The 18188-nt window shown below is 47.5% G+C and carries 25 protein-coding genes; 11 read left to right on the forward strand and 14 right to left on the reverse strand.

Annotation, left to right across the window (positions count from 1 at the left end; genetic code table 11):
- Positions 1 to 104: 104 nt before the first annotated feature.
- The 7 genes from ssb to ACOGW3_RS07165 form a co-directional block, all read right to left on the reverse strand.
- Positions 105 to 566, reverse strand: a complete 462-nt coding sequence (ssb, locus tag ACOGW3_RS07135) for a single-stranded DNA-binding protein (RefSeq protein WP_419902330.1) — start codon at positions 564 to 566, stop codon at positions 105 to 107.
- Between the two features lie 3 nt (positions 567 to 569).
- Positions 570 to 929: a DUF2312 domain-containing protein gene (locus ACOGW3_RS07140; protein WP_419902331.1), complete on the reverse strand. Its 360-nt coding sequence runs from the start codon at positions 927 to 929 to the stop codon at positions 570 to 572.
- 11 nt (positions 930 to 940) lie between these two features.
- Positions 941 to 2125, reverse strand: a complete 1185-nt coding sequence (gene dnaN / locus ACOGW3_RS07145) for a DNA polymerase III subunit beta (protein WP_419902332.1) — start codon at positions 2123 to 2125, stop codon at positions 941 to 943.
- Between the two features lie 14 nt (positions 2126 to 2139).
- A complete protein-coding gene (locus ACOGW3_RS07150) occupies positions 2140 to 2733 on the reverse strand; it encodes a hypothetical protein (RefSeq protein ID WP_419902333.1) in 594 nt (197 codons plus the stop codon).
- A 14-nt stretch (positions 2734 to 2747) separates the two neighbouring features.
- Entirely contained in the window at positions 2748 to 2975 is a 228-nt protein-coding gene (locus tag ACOGW3_RS07155; RefSeq protein ID WP_419902334.1) for a hypothetical protein, read from the reverse strand.
- On the reverse strand, positions 2972 to 3187 hold the full coding sequence (locus ACOGW3_RS07160; protein ID WP_419902335.1) for a hypothetical protein: 216 nt from the start codon (positions 3185 to 3187) through the stop codon (positions 2972 to 2974). Before ACOGW3_RS07160 ends, ACOGW3_RS07155 begins: the two co-directional genes overlap by 4 nt.
- Before the next feature lie 127 nt (positions 3188 to 3314).
- Complete coding sequence (locus tag ACOGW3_RS07165) at positions 3315 to 3770, reverse strand: hypothetical protein (protein ID WP_419902336.1); 456 nt, start codon at positions 3768 to 3770, stop codon at positions 3315 to 3317.
- Between the two features lie 167 nt (positions 3771 to 3937).
- Between ACOGW3_RS07165 and istA (ACOGW3_RS07170) the strand changes: the two genes are divergently transcribed.
- Positions 3938 to 5446: an IS21 family transposase gene (gene istA, locus ACOGW3_RS07170; RefSeq protein ID WP_419901087.1), complete on the forward strand. Its 1509-nt coding sequence runs from the start codon at positions 3938 to 3940 to the stop codon at positions 5444 to 5446.
- Positions 5443 to 6255, forward strand: coding sequence for an IS21-like element helper ATPase IstB (gene istB / locus ACOGW3_RS07175; protein WP_419901088.1), 813 nt, complete (start codon positions 5443 to 5445; stop codon positions 6253 to 6255). Before istA (ACOGW3_RS07170) ends, istB (ACOGW3_RS07175) begins: the two co-directional genes overlap by 4 nt.
- A gap of 259 nt (positions 6256 to 6514) precedes the next feature.
- Here the strand turns inward: istB (ACOGW3_RS07175) and tnpA are convergent, their stop codons facing one another.
- Together tnpA and ACOGW3_RS07185 are read right to left on the reverse strand one after the other, a co-directional pair.
- Positions 6515 to 6949, reverse strand: a complete 435-nt coding sequence (gene tnpA, locus ACOGW3_RS07180; RefSeq protein ID WP_419901154.1) for an IS200/IS605 family transposase — start codon at positions 6947 to 6949, stop codon at positions 6515 to 6517.
- Between the two features lie 318 nt (positions 6950 to 7267).
- Positions 7268 to 7864 carry a LexA family protein gene (locus tag ACOGW3_RS07185; protein ID WP_419902337.1) on the reverse strand — a complete coding sequence of 199 codons (597 nt, stop codon included), beginning with the start codon at positions 7862 to 7864 and terminating at the stop codon, positions 7268 to 7270.
- Between the two features lie 115 nt (positions 7865 to 7979).
- On the opposite strand from ACOGW3_RS07185, the gene ACOGW3_RS07190 reads away from it, so the two are divergent.
- Entirely contained in the window at positions 7980 to 8207 is a 228-nt protein-coding gene (locus ACOGW3_RS07190; RefSeq protein ID WP_419902338.1) for a hypothetical protein, read from the forward strand.
- 7 nt (positions 8208 to 8214) lie between these two features.
- Here the strand turns inward: ACOGW3_RS07190 and ACOGW3_RS07195 are convergent, their stop codons facing one another.
- The gene (locus ACOGW3_RS07195) at positions 8215 to 8370 is read right to left on the reverse strand and encodes a hypothetical protein (protein ID WP_419902339.1); all 156 of its coding nucleotides are present in this window, start codon (positions 8368 to 8370) and stop codon (positions 8215 to 8217) included.
- A gap of 98 nt (positions 8371 to 8468) precedes the next feature.
- Here ACOGW3_RS07195 and ACOGW3_RS07200 point away from each other — a divergent pair, with 98 nt between their 5' ends.
- From ACOGW3_RS07200 to ACOGW3_RS07230, 7 genes are all read left to right on the forward strand, one after another.
- Positions 8469 to 8963, forward strand: coding sequence for a phage regulatory CII family protein (locus ACOGW3_RS07200; protein WP_419902340.1), 495 nt, complete (start codon positions 8469 to 8471; stop codon positions 8961 to 8963).
- A 1-nt stretch (position 8964) separates the two neighbouring features.
- Entirely contained in the window at positions 8965 to 9135 is a 171-nt protein-coding gene (locus ACOGW3_RS07205) for a hypothetical protein (RefSeq protein ID WP_419902341.1), read from the forward strand.
- Between the two features lie 331 nt (positions 9136 to 9466).
- Positions 9467 to 10030: a recombinase family protein gene (locus tag ACOGW3_RS07210; protein ID WP_419901194.1), complete on the forward strand. Its 564-nt coding sequence runs from the start codon at positions 9467 to 9469 to the stop codon at positions 10028 to 10030.
- Positions 10031 to 10040: 10 nt separating this feature from the next.
- A complete protein-coding gene (locus tag ACOGW3_RS07215; RefSeq protein ID WP_419902480.1) occupies positions 10041 to 11660 on the forward strand; it encodes an IS481 family transposase in 1620 nt (539 codons plus the stop codon).
- Between the two features lie 2 nt (positions 11661 to 11662).
- A complete protein-coding gene (locus ACOGW3_RS07220; RefSeq protein ID WP_419902342.1) occupies positions 11663 to 12634 on the forward strand; it encodes an AAA family ATPase in 972 nt (323 codons plus the stop codon).
- 252 nt (positions 12635 to 12886) lie between these two features.
- Positions 12887 to 14038, forward strand: a complete 1152-nt coding sequence (locus ACOGW3_RS07225) for a CHC2 zinc finger domain-containing protein (RefSeq protein ID WP_419902343.1) — start codon at positions 12887 to 12889, stop codon at positions 14036 to 14038.
- Positions 14038 to 14514 carry a hypothetical protein gene (locus tag ACOGW3_RS07230; RefSeq protein ID WP_419902344.1) on the forward strand — a complete coding sequence of 159 codons (477 nt, stop codon included), beginning with the start codon at positions 14038 to 14040 and terminating at the stop codon, positions 14512 to 14514. The genes ACOGW3_RS07225 and ACOGW3_RS07230 overlap by 1 nt, the downstream gene beginning before the upstream one ends.
- 2 nt (positions 14515 to 14516) lie before the next feature.
- On the opposite strand, the gene ACOGW3_RS07235 is transcribed toward ACOGW3_RS07230, so the two are convergent.
- Both ACOGW3_RS07235 and ACOGW3_RS07240 read right to left on the reverse strand, forming a co-directional pair.
- Positions 14517 to 14816, reverse strand: a complete 300-nt coding sequence (locus tag ACOGW3_RS07235; protein ID WP_419902345.1) for a HigA family addiction module antitoxin — start codon at positions 14814 to 14816, stop codon at positions 14517 to 14519.
- Positions 14817 to 14876: 60 nt separating this feature from the next.
- The gene (locus tag ACOGW3_RS07240; RefSeq protein WP_419902346.1) at positions 14877 to 15158 is read right to left on the reverse strand and encodes a type II toxin-antitoxin system RelE/ParE family toxin; all 282 of its coding nucleotides are present in this window, start codon (positions 15156 to 15158) and stop codon (positions 14877 to 14879) included.
- 293 nt (positions 15159 to 15451) lie between these two features.
- On the opposite strand from ACOGW3_RS07240, the gene ACOGW3_RS07245 reads away from it, so the two are divergent.
- On the forward strand, positions 15452 to 15766 hold the full coding sequence (locus ACOGW3_RS07245) for a KilA-N domain-containing protein (protein WP_419902347.1): 315 nt from the start codon (positions 15452 to 15454) through the stop codon (positions 15764 to 15766).
- A gap of 7 nt (positions 15767 to 15773) precedes the next feature.
- Here ACOGW3_RS07245 and istB (ACOGW3_RS07250) read toward each other — a convergent pair whose 3' ends face one another.
- Together istB (ACOGW3_RS07250) and istA (ACOGW3_RS07255) are read right to left on the reverse strand one after the other, a co-directional pair.
- The gene (gene istB / locus ACOGW3_RS07250; protein ID WP_419901088.1) at positions 15774 to 16586 is read right to left on the reverse strand and encodes an IS21-like element helper ATPase IstB; all 813 of its coding nucleotides are present in this window, start codon (positions 16584 to 16586) and stop codon (positions 15774 to 15776) included.
- A complete protein-coding gene (gene istA / locus ACOGW3_RS07255) occupies positions 16583 to 18091 on the reverse strand; it encodes an IS21 family transposase (protein ID WP_419901087.1) in 1509 nt (502 codons plus the stop codon). The genes istB (ACOGW3_RS07250) and istA (ACOGW3_RS07255) overlap by 4 nt, the downstream gene beginning before the upstream one ends.
- Between the last annotated feature and the right edge of the window lie 97 nt (positions 18092 to 18188).

Consider the following 18188-nt stretch of genomic DNA (forward strand, 5'->3'; position numbering starts at 1 on the left):
GGGACTTACTGTCCTGGTGTCGGTGCCCTTTTCTGATAAGGACACTCTACCCACCGCGACACCAACCAGGATTAACAAGGCAATATCGAAAATGTTTTCCACGGTCAGAGCGGGATTTCGTCGTCCAGGTCGTCCATGTTCGGGTTATCGTCTTTCGGCAACCCACCAGAAGACCCGCCAAACCCGCCGCCGCCAGAATTCCCGGCGTTGTCGTTCTTACCATCCAGCATGACCAGGACACCGTCAAAGGCGGCCAAAACCACTTCGGTGGTGTACTTTTCGACCCCGTTGTTATCGGTCCACTTGCGGGTTTGCATTTGGCCTTCCAGGTAAACTTTGGAGCCTTTGTGCAAGTATTGTTGGGCAATGCCGACCAGGTGTTTATTGAAGATTACCACCCGGTGCCATTCGGTCCGCTCGCGCTTTTCGCCGGTCTGCTTGTCCTTCCAACTTTCACTGGTGGCAATGTTGAGGTTAGCCACCTGGTTGCCGTTGCCCATGGTGAGGACGTCCACGTCGCGGCCCAGGTTGCCAATAATGGTTACTTTGTTAAGTGATCCAGCCATGATTTAAATCATCCCTAATGCGTGTTTATAAACGTCTGTTAATTCTTCAATTTCCAGGCGTTCTTGTTGATCGATCTTCCGAAGGGATAGGACGATATTAAAAATCTTGATATCAAAACCGAGGCTCTTGGCTTCTGATTTGATTTCCTTGATATCGTCAGCAATCGCCTTCTTTTCTTCTTCCAGGCGTTCCACCCGTTCCATGAAACCGCGCAACCGGTCAGCGGCCACGCCGACGATTGCGCCTTCTTCAGCCCCGGCCAATTCCATGGCAGCGGCGACCGTATCCGGGCCGGTTTCCGCCTGGTCAAAGGCCTCTACCTGGTCCGGGTGGTGCAAAGTGGGGGATTGTTCTTCGCTCAAGTGTCTAACTCCTAAACTCTCATTGGCATGGTTACGCACGTGAAACCGGGGTCCTGGTTATCCAGGCCCCTAAAAATGATTGGACTGTGGCGGGCGTCTTCGCCTATGCCGGGCATCATGCAAATGCCGTCGGCGTCTATGTTCTTGATTGCATCCAGGGCCAGGCGACCGTTAATGCCAAAGGCGGGGATATCTTCTTTTGTAAGCGCGGGTATGCGGGTGTGTATATCGCCTATTTTTTCAGACCGGTGCTTTATATCCATGCCGGTGCCGTCGGCGTGGATTTCTAAGGCCGGGAATTTTAGTTTTACCGCCTGGGCCACTTTGCTGAAGGCCTTTAAAGCGCGGGTGGTGCGGGTTTTATCCAAGGATATCTGGGTCAGTCCCGCTTCGTTTGGAATGACCCTTTTATAATCCGGGTAGGTCCCGTCTATCAGTTTGGTGGTGATGGTGACTTCATCGGCCACAAAGAGCCTGAAGTATTTTGCCACGCCATCTTTGGACGCCAGGCAATAACTAACCGTGGCATTACTGCCCTGGACAGGAAGACACGCCAAAATGGGCGCAACGGCGGAACGTGGAAGGATGAAGGGTTCAAACTCAGACGCCGCTTTGAAGGTGCCGCCGAGGTCGCTTTTATAAGTCGCCATGCGGTGGCCATCGGTGGCCACGGTGACCAGGTTATCTTCTTCGCCGTGGAAGTAAATTCCATTGAGGTAATAACGGGTTTCCTCGTTGGATATGGCAAATTTAACCTTGTTGATATGGGTTGCCAGGTCACCGGCTGAATTTCCTATGACCGTCTGTTCTTTCGGGTCGGGTGCATAGGGCAAATCACCAAGCGGAACCCATTCCAAAGACACCTGGATTTCAAAATCATGGGTTGGCACGGTGGCCTGGATGGTGCCTTCGTTGCCGCCAAGACCCAGTAGATTGACGGTTTTATCGTCACCGCAATCATCCAAAAGAGCCATCAAAGGCGCGGGGTCAAACACCCGGATACCAGGGCTTTTTATTTCGGCCTCTATGGTCTGTTCAATCCACATATCCATGTTGGTGGCAGATAGAACAACCTGGCCTTTTAACGATCTTATTCTAATACAATTCAGCACTGGAATTGTATTGTCCTTTTCTATGGCCATGGTGCAGTTTTTAAGGGCCGACTTAAGGGTCTTGGCGTCAATATTGATATTCATTTTTTTATCCTTGCCTAGCCAAACAATTCATCAAATTGCGGGCGGTTGTTGGAAGTGGCCCCGTGGCCGATAAGCAAATCAAACCTGGCCATGAACAGTTCCGCCGCGCGGTCTTCTGGCAGCGGTTTTATTACTTTTTTCAAGGGGCGGTATGAGCTTGGCCAAGCGGGTGTTGGGGCCAGTAGGTCCCGCTTTTCCGTGGCCAAAAGAACCAAGTCGGCGCATTTAATTTGCTGTTTTTGCGTCTTTCTTAACGGCCAAGCCAAACCGGCAATTTCGTGGATACGTTCGTCCCATATGCCCGCCAGGTAAGCCAGACCAGCACTACCGTTTGGGTTGACTTGATCCAAGGCGCGTTTAACCGGCGAAGTGGTATCGCCTATGAAGGCTTCGTGGGCGTCGTGTAACAGGCCATAGGCTTGTAATTCCGGTGGCAAACAATCCGCGACCAGGACACTGTGTTGGGCGACCGAATAAAAACTGGTGGTATGGCCGCTAAAGCGGCAAAGCTTGGCAAGGGAAAAAGCAATATCTCGAAAGTTGATATCATGTTCCGATGGTCTTAACAGGTTGATATCCTGGCCGCTATGGGTCTGAATAATGGGCATGTTTAATTAAGCTCCTACGCTTTGACCGGCGGCTTAATGCTGCCTGTTTCGATACCTTGTAAAAGTTGGGTGTGGAGATTTTCTATTGTCTTCAGACCGCCGTCGTCTTTGCCGCCCATTTCACTGGTCCACTGGCCACCTGGACCAATTGAAAAGATCATGACGCCGCGTTGGCGGGTGTGTTTTAACAACCAGAAAACAGCGATTTTTAAGGCGCGGTCTGTGAGGGTGCGCGCACTCATACCGGGCCACCCAAGACTTTGTAGACCACATAGACTTCCAGTGCCTTCCAGGCGAGAACGCCAAGACAGCCACCAATAAAGAAAGCGGGGAACCAGGACCGCGCCTTGGCCCACGCCAGACGGCGACGGGTGGCTGTGGTGGGGTAAAATGTCAGGGTAATAGGTTGTTGCATTTCTCGACCCTCAGTTGTTCGCTGAAAGTAAGATGACAAATAGGCATGCATCTTGTCAATAAAAAAGTGACAAATAGGTACTTTGTCACTTTTAAACTTTAATTAGGATGATCGAATAGAAGATAAGTAAATGAGCATAAGGATCAACAAATTAAAAATAAGATAGCTATTTCTGAGGATTTCTATCTAACAAAGCCATTTCAACAACAGCGGTGTGTAACTCTGGGTGCCCTCCCTCCTTATGTTTACGGATTTCCCTCTTCTTTCCAACCGCCATACTGGGAATACTGTATATAAATTCTTTTTGCTCTGAATTGCTCATACCAGCTTTATCAAGTAGCGCTTTTACTCTGATACTAGTATCCACAAGATAATTATCCCAACCAAGCAAAGATTTGTTCAAAATCCTTAAATGAATCACAACGATAATCATAGATGCATAAGACATCAAAGCTAAAAAGATCATCATAATTAAGTCGATCCGATGCTTAGAACTGAAAGAACCAAACCCATTAGAATAAATTTCACTTATTCCCGTTGTTAATTCAGTATCAGGAGAAACATGCTTACTACTTATGATACCCATAAAAACAACAGTACAAACAGTGCTGTTCAGCGACAATAACCTTGGCCGGTTGCGACAACCACCTTGGCCGGTGGATCTGATCATTAAAAAGGGCGTGCCCGTTTGATAATCAGATCCACCGGCCAAGGCTTAATTTGGTGTTAGTTACAAGCTGCTGTGAGTTGATAAATTAGGAACCTCTAGATGTAATTGGAGGAACCTGTTTGCCGTATAAATTTATCACAGATGAACAACTGAGACTTTACATGACAGATAGAAAAACTCATGGTCAACGAACCGCCGCTGCCCGCGCAGGGTTTAGCGAACGCACGGCCCGCCGATTTGACGTTGATGCGACTTTACCGTCACAACGCAATATAAAGCGAGGGCGAACAGTTTCTGATCCGCTTGAAGATATCTGGGATAAGGACATCCTTCCCATTTTGGATAAAGACAACTCGGTCAAACCCATTACTTTGTTGCGCCACATACAGAGCCTCTATCCGCTCCGTTTTCCCGATGACCGTGTCAAGCGCACGTTAGAGCGCCGAGTTCGGGGATGGCGGGCTCTGAATGGCCCTGAAAAGGATATCATTTTCAGGCAAACACCTGAGCCGGGTTACATGGGCCAATCAGATTTCACGGATGCAGCCGACTTAAGTATTACCATTGCAGGAGATCCTTTGGTGCATCGGCTCTATCATTTTGTTCTGGTATATAGCCGATGGGAACATGTTGGGGTCGTACTTGGCGGTGAGAGTTTTACAGCCCTTGCGGAGAACTTACAAAATGCGCTTTGGTCCTTGGGGGGCGCTCCTGAAAACCACCGGACCGACAGCCTGTCTGCGGCCTTTCGGAATTTGAGCGTTGAGGAAAAGGAGGACATTACCAAACGTTATTCTGCTTTTGTTGAGCACTACGGTATGGAGGCCAGTCGAAATAACAGAGGGGAATCACACGAGAACGGTGCCATTGAATCTCACCACGGTCACCTTAAGACTGCGATAAAGCAGGCCCTGATTTTGCGTGGCAGTAATGACTTTGACACTTTGGATGAGTATCGGCGATTTTTGGACGAGCTGATTGCTAGACGGAACAAACATCGTGACCAAGATATCCAAACAGAGTTGAAATCTCTCAAGGCGTTACCTCCTCGGCGAACAACAGATTACACTGAAGTCGTGTCGAGAGTTACCAAAACAAGTGGTTTTTTAGTTAAGCAGGTTTTTTATAGCGCCCCTTCTCGCCTAATTGGTCAACGCTTGCGTGTCCATATTTACGATAACCGGATAGAAGCCTATCTAGGCAGCACTCATGTCGTCAGCCATTCTCGTGAGCGGGGGCACGGCAAAGGCCCCCGCATTCATGTTATCAATTATCATCACGTCATTCATGCTCTCAAACGTAAACCTCAGGCACTCGCCAATTCTATTTATCGTGACAGTATTTTTCCAAGAACCGAGTACTCCCTGGCCTGGACATTGTTTCAGAAAAAGTTGTCCCGCAGAGATGCGTGTCGTCAGATGGTTGGGATACTTTTCCTTGCGCACGAAGAGGCTTGTGAGGCCGAAGTCGCGCACCTGATTTCGAGAGAAATCAATGCAGGAAGGCTACCTTGCGCAAAAAAACTTAAGCTGAATATCACAAAAAAGAACACGGATTTACCTCCTGATATTCCCGTGGTTCAACCTTCATTATCAGTCTTTGATACTCTGTTGGAGGATCGGGCATGACAAACATTGAAGTGGATCAGCACAAGCTGCCTCTTATGCTAACTGACTTACGATTACCCAGCTTTCACAAACACTGGCAAGATATCGCAATCCAATCCGACAAGGAGGGCTGGTCAGCAGCCAGGTTCCTTGCCGTTTTGGCCGAATATGAATTGGCCGAAAGGGACACGCGACGCATTCAACGCCATCTCAACGCATCAAACCTGCTGGGCGGAAAAACTCTGGCCACTTTTAACTTCAAGCGGCTGCCTAACGTGAAAAAGGCGCAGGTCGAAGCCTTGTCTGCCGGTGACTGGATTGACGCAAGAGCAAATCTGATTGCCATTGGAAATTCAGGGGGAGGAAAAACTCATCTCCTATGCGCCGTAGGTTATGCTCTTATAGAGGCTGGATACCGTGTGCTCTATACGCAAACCAGTGATCTGGTGCAAAAACTCCAGGCTGCCAGACGTGAACTTATGCTCGAAAACGCCCTCGCAAAACTCGATAAATTTGATCTCATCATTCTCGATGATATTACCTATGCACAAAGGGATATATCTGAAACATCCGTGCTCTTTGAATTGATCGCCAGACGATATGAGTACCGAAGTATTGCAATTGCTGCCAATCAACCTTTTAGCGGATGGGACAATATTTTTCAAGATAAGGCCATGACCGTTGCAGCAATCGATCGTCTTGTTCACCACTCAACCATTCTTGAGATGAATATCGACAGCTACAGACAATGGGAAGCCGCCCAAAATCTCAAAAAAATGTTGCGGAAAACCACAAACAAAAAGGTGAAAAATATGCCTGAAGCATCGTAAATAAACGTCAGATCACAGCCGCATCAAAAGCGGCCAAGGTGGTTGACGCAACCGGACAAAGTGGTTGACGCTCTACACAGTGCCCAAAAACATCCACTGAAGAAGGGTAATGTATATGTCTCGATAATGAATTGAACTTGTCTTAACTAAGCGTACCTTATCAAATTCCCGTACAAGTTTAGTTAAATGACCCCCGGCAAAGCCGGGGGCTTAAGCGGGTGAGCCCCTTAAAGGGGCAAATTGGGAACCGCTAAAGCGGTTATGGATTGAATATATCCATTTGGTCAAAGTACTTATCACGCTCTTCTTGCGTTCTGATATACTCCCTCACCATCTGTTCATCGAGCCCTACAGTTGAGACGAAATATCCACGGGCCCAAAAATTTTCACCCTTGAAATTCCGTGCTTTATTTTTGAATTTTCGAGCTATGGCAATCGCGCTTTTTCCTTTTAGGTATCCAACGACTTTTGAAACAGCATGTTTGGGCGGTATGCTGATACACATGTGAATGTGATCCGGCATCAAATGGCCCTCCTCAATCTTACTTTCGCGATGCCCGGCCAGTTCATGGAAAATTTCACCAAGATACTGACGTAGGTTGCCATAGATAACTTTTTGCCTGCGTTTAGGGATGAAAACCACGTGGTATTTACAATCCCATCTCGTATGTGCAAGGCTTTTGTAATCTCTCATCGGCTAATTCCTTTGTTATTTTGGTCAATAAACAAAGAAATGTAAGACCGTGGGAACGGTCAAACCATTGAGAGTCCCCCGGCATAGCCGGGGGTTTACCGGATTAAATTATTCTTTTTTCTGCTGATATCCTGTTTCTTTTTGCAATAAAATCGGCAAGCCATTTTTTCCAGAAATATACAATTATCGGCACACTTACAGCCAACAAGCTCACGTAAATCATTAACCAGTTAACTTGATCTGGCACCGCCCCTTCAGGAGTAATTAATTTAATAAAATCAGGCGTTGCAAAAATATCTCTCTGGTCGAAAAACCGTGTTACAAGTCGTTAACTACCTTAATAACACGACCAACAACTTCGGTCCCATTTTTTGGGAAGATAGTCTTATGCACCGGATCATAACTGACCGGCTCCAGCCGTGCTGGCTCGGCATTAAATCGCTTAAAAGTAGTTTCTTCTTCCAGAATAACGACATAGTAACAGCCGTCTATTAAGTCTTTGTCTAGTGGGTTTACCACAATATGAGAATTATCTGGGGCAACAGCGTTCATAGAAGTCCCGCGTACTTTTAATGCAAACAGATGGGGGTTATTAGCATTTACTACGGGGACGCGCTCACAGTCGCTTAAATCAAATTCAGGAATGGCTTCAGCAAAAGCACCAGCCTGAACCCAGGACAAAACGGGAATTTCAGTAACTATTGGCTCAGCAGATGCTTTTGTAATAAGGGCATGCGGCTGCACACCTAAAGCTTCAGCAAACAACTTCATGTTCTTCACTGACAAATTACGTTTTCCGTTTTCAAGCCGAGTAATATAAGTAGGAGAAAGACCTGTTAGCTCTGATAGCTTTTCAGAAGTCATACCTCTTTCTTTACGAATGACCCGTATATAATTTTCAACTGTATCGTTCATTTTTAGGTCCCCCATCAACCACTTGGCCAATTATGCCTATTTGGAACTCACACGATAGAGCCAAATAGGCATTTTTTCTTTGACAACCAAAATGTCTATTTGGTATGTTTGTCTCATGAAATTAAATATCTGGTTAATCAAAGAGAATAAAACAGCGGAAGACTTTGGATTTGAGATCGGTTATACGGGCTCAGCATTGACCCGTGTGATCACTGGAACCCGCCAAGCTGGCCCCAAACTGGCCCAGGCGATCTTTGAAGGCACGCGCGGGGAAGTGACACCAAACGACCTTTTTAAATTTATGCCACCGGGCCAATGGGTCCTGGATAAAGAGGTCGATTAACATGTCCCTAGCCTTCAAACGCTTTCAAAAGCCTGCCCTGTTTTCTTGCCAAGCAACCCGCCGGGCTTCCGGGCCAGGCCTTTGCCAAGGTGCCCAGGCGTTTAACCAGGTCTTTATCACCGCTTTCCCCTTTGACCGGCGGGGGTGTCTTTTTGTCGGTCATGTTTCCCAACTCCTCCTGACTTGCCAGGCCTTCATTTTGAAGGCCTGGCACCTTTTTGCAATCGGGACTTTTGGGGCCAAATTCCGAAGGGTCGAAGAATGAGCAGAAACACGACAAGAGAACAGCGCGAAACCCTCCAGGTATATTTTAAGGACCTGGTTAGCGCCAACGGCGGCACCCACCGCATTGAACACCACGATATTACCCGCGTTAAAAAATCTAATCTTTCGGACTATGGCAATATTAACCGCCCGGATATCAACGCGCCAAACGACGTTATCTTGGACCTGGAATTAGCCGCCGGTGACCCCATTGTCACCCGTGAAATTGCCAGAATGCAGGGCTACGCGCTTATGCAAATGCGCTTTAACCAGGACATAGACCCGGCGGTGGCGGGATATTTGGCAAAAGTGGGCAAGGAAGTGGCCGACGTGTTCGCGGAAGTGGGCCACGCTATGGCTGATAACGGCCAGATAGACCCCGACGAAGCCCTCAGGATTGGCAAAGAATTGGACGAAGCAATCGACGTCCTGGTCCAGTTGCGTGGCTATGTAAAGCAGATTGAAACGCCGACCAAAAAAGGGTGCACATAATATGCGGGTTTCTGTCGTCATAGATGCGGACGGGGTCGAGGTCGATTTAACCGCCCACGAAGACTTGCCCGCAATCCGTCGGCGGGAAATTGAAATTTATGTGGCTAATTGTAAGGGCCTGAAATCATCCGGGCTTGGGCTTGAAATCATCGGAAATTTGGACCCGAATTAAATGAAACTATAAATTAGTCTCGGCTCGAATTAAGTGATAATGAACCCGAATTAAATGAAACTGAGCTTGAAATCATAAAGTTCGGCCCACTTTAAGTGATACTATAATTTTTCCCAAATTTCATATTTTTTCTACCACGTTATTAGACTTGTTAATGACTTCATTTGTGCCTGGTTCTACATATTGTATGGTCAAGAAAAGGAAGGTTTTCTAGCCCTTGAGTGGTGGTCAGGCCCCTTTATTGATAATCCACAAAAATTTAGTCAATGTACTAAGACTAGCAATCAATGTATAAGTAATAGCCTCTTTTACGGTTTCTCGGACAATATTGATGTTAGTTGGCTATTCGCGCGTTTCAACCGATGATCAAAATCTTGATTTACAACGGGATGCTCTTCATGCCTGTGGCTGTGAAAAATTCTTTGAAGACACCTTAAGCGGTGCCAAAGCTGATCGCCCAGGTTTAAAGGAAGCACTCAAACAACTCCGTGATGGAGATACTCTCGTTGTCTGGCGGCTTGATCGTCTTGGGCGAACTCTCAAAGACCTTATCATTCGTGCAGAAGAGCTCCGTGAACGCGGGATTGGTCTCAAAAGCTTGCAAGAATCAATTGATACCAATTCAAGCGGCGGTGAACTGGTATTTCATATGTTTGGCGCTCTTGCCCAATTTGAGCGAGCGCTGATCAGAGAACGCACGCACGCAGGTTTACAGGCAGCCCGGGCAAGAGGTCGAATGGGTGGTCGTCCAAAATTGCTGGCGACCAAGCAACGCCAACATGCCGTCAGTCTCTACAAATCCCGAGACCACACTGTCAAAGAGATATGTGAGCTAATGGGGATATCCAAACAAACGCTTTACACCTATGTCGAGGAATTTTCCGATGGGCCGTAAAGGAACCCTTCTGCCAGCGGAAACTTTATTGTCTCTACGAGCCAAGCTGGCGTCTTTGCCATTAAGATCTCCGCAGCGTCAAGAAGAGGTTACTCGAATTGCAAAGTTATTTGATGTTAGTTCTGTAACAGTTTATCGAGCGCTCAAGGCATTGAATCAACCAAAAGGACTAAGTCGATCTGATAGAGGGCATACGAGAAAAATAGATGAGGCTGACAAACTACGGTACTGCGAGATTATCGCTGCCTTAAAGATTAGGACAAGTAATAAACAGGGACGTCATATCTCGACAGGCAGGGCTATTGAAATACTGGAAAAATTTGGGGTAGAAACACCAACTGGACATATTAAGACTGAGAAAGGGCTCTTAACGAAATCAACTGTAAATCGTTGGATGAGTGAACTTGGTTATGACCATGCCAGAATGGTCCGTGCTCCTGCAGCTGTCAGGTTTGAAGCCAAACAATCCAATGAACTCTGGCAGTTCGATATTAGTTATTCTGATCTCAAACATATCAAGCAACCTGAGTGGATTAATCCCGACAAAGGACAACCAACCCTTCTACTATTCAGCGTCGTTGATGACCGGAGTGGTGTCGCCTATCAGGAATATCACTGTGTATATGGCGAAGATGCTGAGACAGCATTACTGTTTTTGTACAATGCCATGGCCCCAAAGGAAGACACGCCGTTTCAAGGCATTCCAAAAATGATCTACATGGATAATGGTCCCGTTGCAAAGAGCCTTGTTTTCCAGAACATGATGGAGCGGTTGGGCGTTGACTGGAAAACGCATCTACCGGCTGGATCTGACGGACGACGAACAACGGCCCGCTCAAAAGGCAAGGTTGAGCGTCCGTTCAGGACAGTCAAGGAAGCCCACGAAACTTTATATCATTTTCACAAGCCGGAAACCGAGGCAGAGGCCAACCTCTGGCTTGTGAATTATATCAAGAGATATAATGAAAAGGATCATCGCCGGGAACCTCACAGCAGGATTGAAGACTGGCTTTCAAATTTACCAAAAACCGGGATCCGGGAAATGTGTTCCTGGCAACGTTATTGTGTGTTTGCCAGGGAGCCGGAACACCGGAAGGTTGGGATTGATGCTCACATAACAATAAGAGGTACTTCCTATGAAGTGGACCCTGGCCTTTCAGGAGAAGAGGTTACTCTCTGGTGGGGGCTTTTTGATCATGAGCTCTATGTTGAATGGGAAGAGAAGCATTATGGTCCCTACCGACCGTCAGGAGGTCCAATACCTCTCCATCGTTACAGAAAGCACGCCCGCTCTGCCCGGGACAAACGAGCAAACACTGTCGCCTCTCTCGCTGAAAATATAACGATCCCGAGAGCTGCCCTTAGTGGATTACAGCTGGAAACCCTGCCTGCTGAGATTATCCAGTTTCCTAAAATCACATTTCAGGATCCGGATCCGTGGGGGGAGATTACGTTCTCCAATACACTTAGTGCTCGTAGAGGGATTGCGGATCAACTCGGAAAGCCACTTGCTGAATTGTCGCCAGAAGACCTCACATTCATTACAGATCTTTTAGAGAATACTTTAGACAAGAAAACGATTAAAGACCTTGTTTATAAGAGGTTTATCCGCAGAGCAAAGGGAGACTAAAATTGTTAACGGCTCAGGTTATGGAACGCTTTAGTATTATCCAGGACTGGTCTCTGGCCGGATATTACGAGACATCTCGGTTAAAACAGCTACAGGATGATATTCGGGTAGCTTTACTTTCCGGGAAATTAATATCCGTCACCGGGCCAATTGGAACGGGTAAGACGACGATGATCAACAGGTTACGAAAAGAGATCAAAACAGATAAGAAAATTATCGTTGCCCGAAGCCTGTCCGTTGAAAGAAATCGTGTTACTCTCCCCTCTCTTTTAACAGCACTTTTCCTTGATGTTTCAGGTAAACTGGATTTTAAAATTCCAGGACCTGAAAATAGGGAACGAGTACTGCTGGAACTGATCTGCAAAAGAAAAAAGCCGGTTGTTCTCTTTATTGATGAAGCTCACTACCTTCATGGGAACACACTTAACGGTTTGAAACGGCTCATGGAAATTTTGAATGAAGAACCAGCCGTTTTCTCGATCGTGCTGGTTGGCCATCCCAGACTACAAAACAATCTAAAGCGTCCGACTATGGAAGAGATCGGCAATCGGACTATCAAATTTGACTTTAGTGGTATTGGAGATGAGAGGCCTCAGTTTTTGGACTGGTTACTCGAACAATGCCTCACTAAAGAGACAAAGCTCGATCAGGTTATCTCTGAAGACGCACGGGAATTTATGGCTGAACATCTGGCAACACCTCTCCAGTTCAGCGAACACCTGAACAGGTCTTTTATAAATGCTTTCAGAGTTGGTGAGCCAACGGTGACAAAAGAAATTGTTGAAGAAATAATTTCACCAGGATTTCAGGACCTTGATGCCAGGCTTGCAAGAATGGGCTACACGCCAAAGGATTTGGCAGTACAATTTGAAACGAGTCTTCCTATTATGAGGGCATTTCTCAAAAGTAAGTTGGGCCCTGAAAGAACAGACGAGCTTGCTTCTGAGATGCGCAATGCTGGCTTGCCTGTATAACTACATTTGAGGCAATAATTATAGTTTCACTTAAAGTGGGCCGAACTTTATGATTTCAAGCTCAGTTTCATTTAATTCGGGTTCATTATCACTTAATTCGAGCCGAGACTAATTTATAGTTTCATTTAATTCGGGTCCAAATTTCCGATGATTTCAAGCCCAAGCCCGGATGATTTCAGGCCCTTACAGCTAATACTGTGCAAGGCCTGGTGGTGCTTTACGATAAGCCCTACCAGGGCAAAGGGGTGGCCCATGGCTAAAACCTTTGGTGACGGTTATCTGGCCGAAATCCGCGCCCGCGCGCCGATATCGGAAATCGTTGGCCAATACGTAGATTTACAAGCGGGCAAGCAGAACGAAATGGAAGGCTTGTGCCCGTTTCATGACGAAGCCACGCCCAGCTTTACCGTAACAGACCAGAAGAAATTTTATCACTGCTTTGGCTGCGGTGCCCACGGGGATGCCATTTTATTTTTGAAAGAAATCAACGGCTGGGACTTTCCCAAGGCGGTTAAAGAGGTGGCATATTTTGCGGGAATGGAAGTCCGCGAAGGCCACGCACCCAAGCCCAAAAAGCCAAAGGTGGTTGTAGACAAGAAAAAGCAAAAGGCCGCCCGCGACCGTAAAATCTACAACGCCAAGCGCATTTGGACAGACGCCCAGATACCAGAGGGCACTCCGGTGGAATACTATTTGTTGGACCGGGGGTTAAACCTGGAAAAGCTCGGCGGCATACCGCCCACCATACGTTATCACCCCAAATTGCGTTACACCGAAATCATTAACGGCAAACTTCAAGATTTTGGGTTCTTCCCGGCTATGGTTGGCCAGGTCGTGGCCATTATTGAGGGTCACCCCAGAATTGTAGGTATTCACCGCACCTTTTTAACCCGCCCAACCTTCAGCACCCACCCTCTGGTAGAGAACGCCCTGAAGGTCTTTCCTCAAGCCACGGTCATGGCCGGGGAAGAATTTATCCGGGTTCCTGATCCAGTGGGCAAAGCCCCAGTGCCAGAACCTAAAAAGATGTTGGGGCCGACCTGGGGCGGCGCTATCCGCTTGGCCCCTGCTGGTACGATTTTGGGTCTCAGCGAAGGTAAGGAAACCGGGTTGGCGTGTATGCAAGTGGATAAAATTCCCGTGTGGTCCGCTGGATCAGCGGGGGCTATGGCGGCGGTTATCCTGCCTGATGTCGTCAAGGAAGTGGTGCTTTACCTCGACAACGACAACAAAAAGCCCGCCCTGGCCAAAGAGCTAAACGAAAAAATTGTCAAAGCCCACGAAGACGCGGGCCGGATTGTCCACCAGGTCGAAGCCCAAAGAGGCATGGACCACTTGGACATGCTTAATGAATACGGCGACCAAAACCGATTTTTTGTGCCGACTAACGAGGGGAAAGAATAATGGAACACCAGGACGTTTTAAAATTGCCAAAAGCGGCTGTGCCCCTCTTGGAAGTCTTGCGCCAAGACCCTGGACAACGATGGTCAGCCAAGGGCCTGGCGCGGGCGTGTGATTGCTCAAACAATCACGCCCATAAGGTTTTAATAATGCTGAAGGATAAAGGCGCGGCCCAGGTCGTAGAGAAACAACAACGCGTTCTTGGCGGAACCCCAACAAGCCTTTTCTCTCCCACTCCTTATGGCTTAGAGGCCAACACAGAAATAGTGGTCAAAAAGAGAAAGAAGCCGGGCAAACAAGACAACGTCCCTCCAGCCCCGAAAGGCCAGGAGAAGGAAAGAACCTGTCTGATGGGCGGCGGCAAATTTAAATCCGAATGGCCTGGGGAGCGCATTTGCGACAACTGCAAGGGCACCCCTGAATGGAAAGCCCTTGGTTACTCAGAACATGGCCCCGTAGACACAAGCGGTGGTCAATAATGTTAGGCCGCAACCGGGTGGATTTTGTCCAGGCCGTCCATAATATCTTTGTCGGCACGGGCCAGGCGCATTTCATAGTCAGCCTGAAGACTGGTCCAGACTTCCGCGCTGGTATTGAAATACTTACCCAGACGCAAGGCGGTGTCTGTTGTGATGGCCCGGTCGCCCTTCAGAATGCCGGTAATCCGGTTTGTGGGGACGTCAATGTCCTTGGCCAGCTTATAGGCGGTTATATTGTACTCGTCCAGGAACTCCATTTTAAGGACGGCACCAGGGTGCATAATTGGGATTTCATTTGTCATTTTGGTCTCGTTTTTTGCTTATGCTTGTTACTTATTAAAGCGCGCGGGGGCGGTGCCCCCTTAGTGATAATCAATGATTTCTACGTCGTGGGCGTGTCCGTCTTTCCAAACGAAACAAATCCGCCACTGCTTGTTGATACGGATAGAGTGTTGGCCCTTGCGGTCGTTTTTCAGAGCTTCCAAGTGGTTAGAAGGTGGCGAACGAAGATCGTTAATATCTTTTGCCGCATTCATAAACAGCAGTTTTGCATGGGCGCGGGTCAAGATATCACCCGGCAACTTGCGGGGCTTTTTGTTGTTAAAGACTTGTTCAGTCTCTTTATTTCGAAAGCTCTTTATCATGTCATTATAGTTACACGTCGCGTAACTATATGCAAGCAATTAATTACGCGACACGTAACTAATTTTGGTCTATTGACGAAAAATATATTCGGGCGTAGGGTCGTTGGTGAGGCGTCAGAACCTCTAAAAGAGCGGATACCCACCCCGAAAGTGTGGATTTTTTGTGCCCGAAATTCGGGTATCTCACTACGGTGGGAGGGCGGTGAATACAACACCCTTCGGGGGAATAAGCCCGCCTGTCTCTTTTCAGGTTCTGAACCTCCCGCCACCAGTGGGTCGTCAGAAGCTCTTTGGTGTCGGTTGTTCAACAGCCGAAAAGAGGGCTTGATATGACGAAACTTATTCCACACACCATAAATGCGTCCGTAATCAATCAACGGGCAGAAGACGGCTTTATCAATGCTACTGCAATGTGCCAGTCAGCGGGTAAACGTTGGCACGACTACTTTACATTAGACACCACAACAAGCTTTCTTGACGTGCTTTCCTTAGAAACCAGAATTACGGTTTCTAAGCTTATTTGTGTAATTAGAGGCCGTGTAGAGCGTCAACCACTTTGTCCGGTTGCGTCAACCACCTTGGCCGCTTTTGATGCGGCTGTGATCTGACGTTTATTTACGATGCTTCAGGCATATTTTTCACCTTTTTGTTTGTGGTTTTCCGCAACATTTTTTTGAGATTTTGGGCGGCTTCCCATTGTCTGTAGCTGTCGATATTCATCTCAAGAATGGTTGAGTGGTGAACAAGACGATCGATTGCTGCAACGGTCATGGCCTTATCTTGAAAAATATTGTCCCATCCGCTAAAAGGTTGATTGGCAGCAATTGCAATACTTCGGTACTCATATCGTCTGGCGATCAATTCAAAGAGCACGGATGTTTCAGATATATCCCTTTGTGCATAGGTAATATCATCGAGAATGATGAGATCAAATTTATCGAGTTTTGCGAGGGCGTTTTCGAGCATAAGTTCACGTCTGGCAGCCTGGAGTTTTTGCACCAGATCACTGGTTTGCGTATAGAGCACACGGTATCCAGCCTCTATAAGAGCATAACCTACGGCGCATAGGAGATGAGTTTTTCCTCCCCCTGAATTTCCAATGGCAATCAGATTTGCTCTTGCGTCAATCCAGTCACCGGCAGACAAGGCTTCGACCTGCGCCTTTTTCACGTTAGGCAGCCGCTTGAAGTTAAAAGTGGCCAGAGTTTTTCCGCCCAGCAGGTTTGATGCGTTGAGATGGCGTTGAATGCGTCGCGTGTCCCTTTCGGCCAATTCATATTCGGCCAAAACGGCAAGGAACCTGGCTGCTGACCAGCCCTCCTTGTCGGATTGGATTGCGATATCTTGCCAGTGTTTGTGAAAGCTGGGTAATCGTAAGTCAGTTAGCATAAGAGGCAGCTTGTGCTGATCCACTTCAATGTTTGTCATGCCCGATCCTCCAACAGAGTATCAAAGACTGATAATGAAGGTTGAACCACGGGAATATCAGGAGGTAAATCCGTGTTCTTTTTTGTGATATTCAGCTTAAGTTTTTTTGCGCAAGGTAGCCTTCCTGCATTGATTTCTCTCGAAATCAGGTGCGCGACTTCGGCCTCACAAGCCTCTTCGTGCGCAAGGAAAAGTATCCCAACCATCTGACGACACGCATCTCTGCGGGACAACTTTTTCTGAAACAATGTCCAGGCCAGGGAGTACTCGGTTCTTGGAAAAATACTGTCACGATAAATAGAATTGGCGAGTGCCTGAGGTTTACGTTTGAGAGCATGAATGACGTGATGATAATTGATAACATGAATGCGGGGGCCTTTGCCGTGCCCCCGCTCACGAGAATGGCTGACGACATGAGTGCTGCCTAGATAGGCTTCTATCCGGTTATCGTAAATATGGACACGCAAGCGTTGACCAATTAGGCGAGAAGGGGCGCTATAAAAAACCTGCTTAACTAAAAAACCACTTGTTTTGGTAACTCTCGACACGACTTCAGTGTAATCTGTTGTTCGCCGAGGAGGTAACGCCTTGAGAGATTTCAACTCTGTTTGGATATCTTGGTCACGATGTTTGTTCCGTCTAGCAATCAGCTCGTCCAAAAATCGCCGATACTCATCCAAAGTGTCAAAGTCATTACTGCCACGCAAAATCAGGGCCTGCTTTATCGCAGTCTTAAGGTGACCGTGGTGAGATTCAATGGCACCGTTCTCGTGTGATTCCCCTCTGTTATTTCGACTGGCCTCCATACCGTAGTGCTCAACAAAAGCAGAATAACGTTTGGTAATGTCCTCCTTTTCCTCAACGCTCAAATTCCGAAAGGCCGCAGACAGGCTGTCGGTCCGGTGGTTTTCAGGAGCGCCCCCCAAGGACCAAAGCGCATTTTGTAAGTTCTCCGCAAGGGCTGTAAAACTCTCACCGCCAAGTACGACCCCAACATGTTCCCATCGGCTATATACCAGAACAAAATGATAGAGCCGATGCACCAAAGGATCTCCTGCAATGGTAATACTTAAGTCGGCTGCATCCGTGAAATCTGATTGGCCCATGTAACCCGGCTCAGGTGTTTGCCTGAAAATGATATCCTTTTCAGGGCCATTCAGAGCCCGCCATCCCCGAACTCGGCGCTCTAACGTGCGCTTGACACGGTCATCGGGAAAACGGAGCGGATAGAGGCTCTGTATGTGGCGCAACAAAGTAATGGGTTTGACCGAGTTGTCTTTATCCAAAATGGGAAGGATGTCCTTATCCCAGATATCTTCAAGCGGATCAGAAACTGTTCGCCCTCGCTTTATATTGCGTTGTGACGGTAAAGTCGCATCAACGTCAAATCGGCGGGCCGTGCGTTCGCTAAACCCTGCGCGGGCAGCGGCGGTTCGTTGACCATGAGTTTTTCTATCTGTCATGTAAAGTCTCAGTTGTTCATCTGTGATAAATTTATACGGCAAACAGGTTCCTCCAATTACATCTAGAGGTTCCTAATTTATCAACTCACAGCAGCTTGTAACTAACACCAAATTAAGCCTTGGCCGGTGGATCTGATTA

The organism is Kiloniella sp., from assembly GCF_965205715.1.
Classification (GTDB): domain Bacteria; phylum Pseudomonadota; class Alphaproteobacteria; order Kiloniellales; family Kiloniellaceae; genus Kiloniella.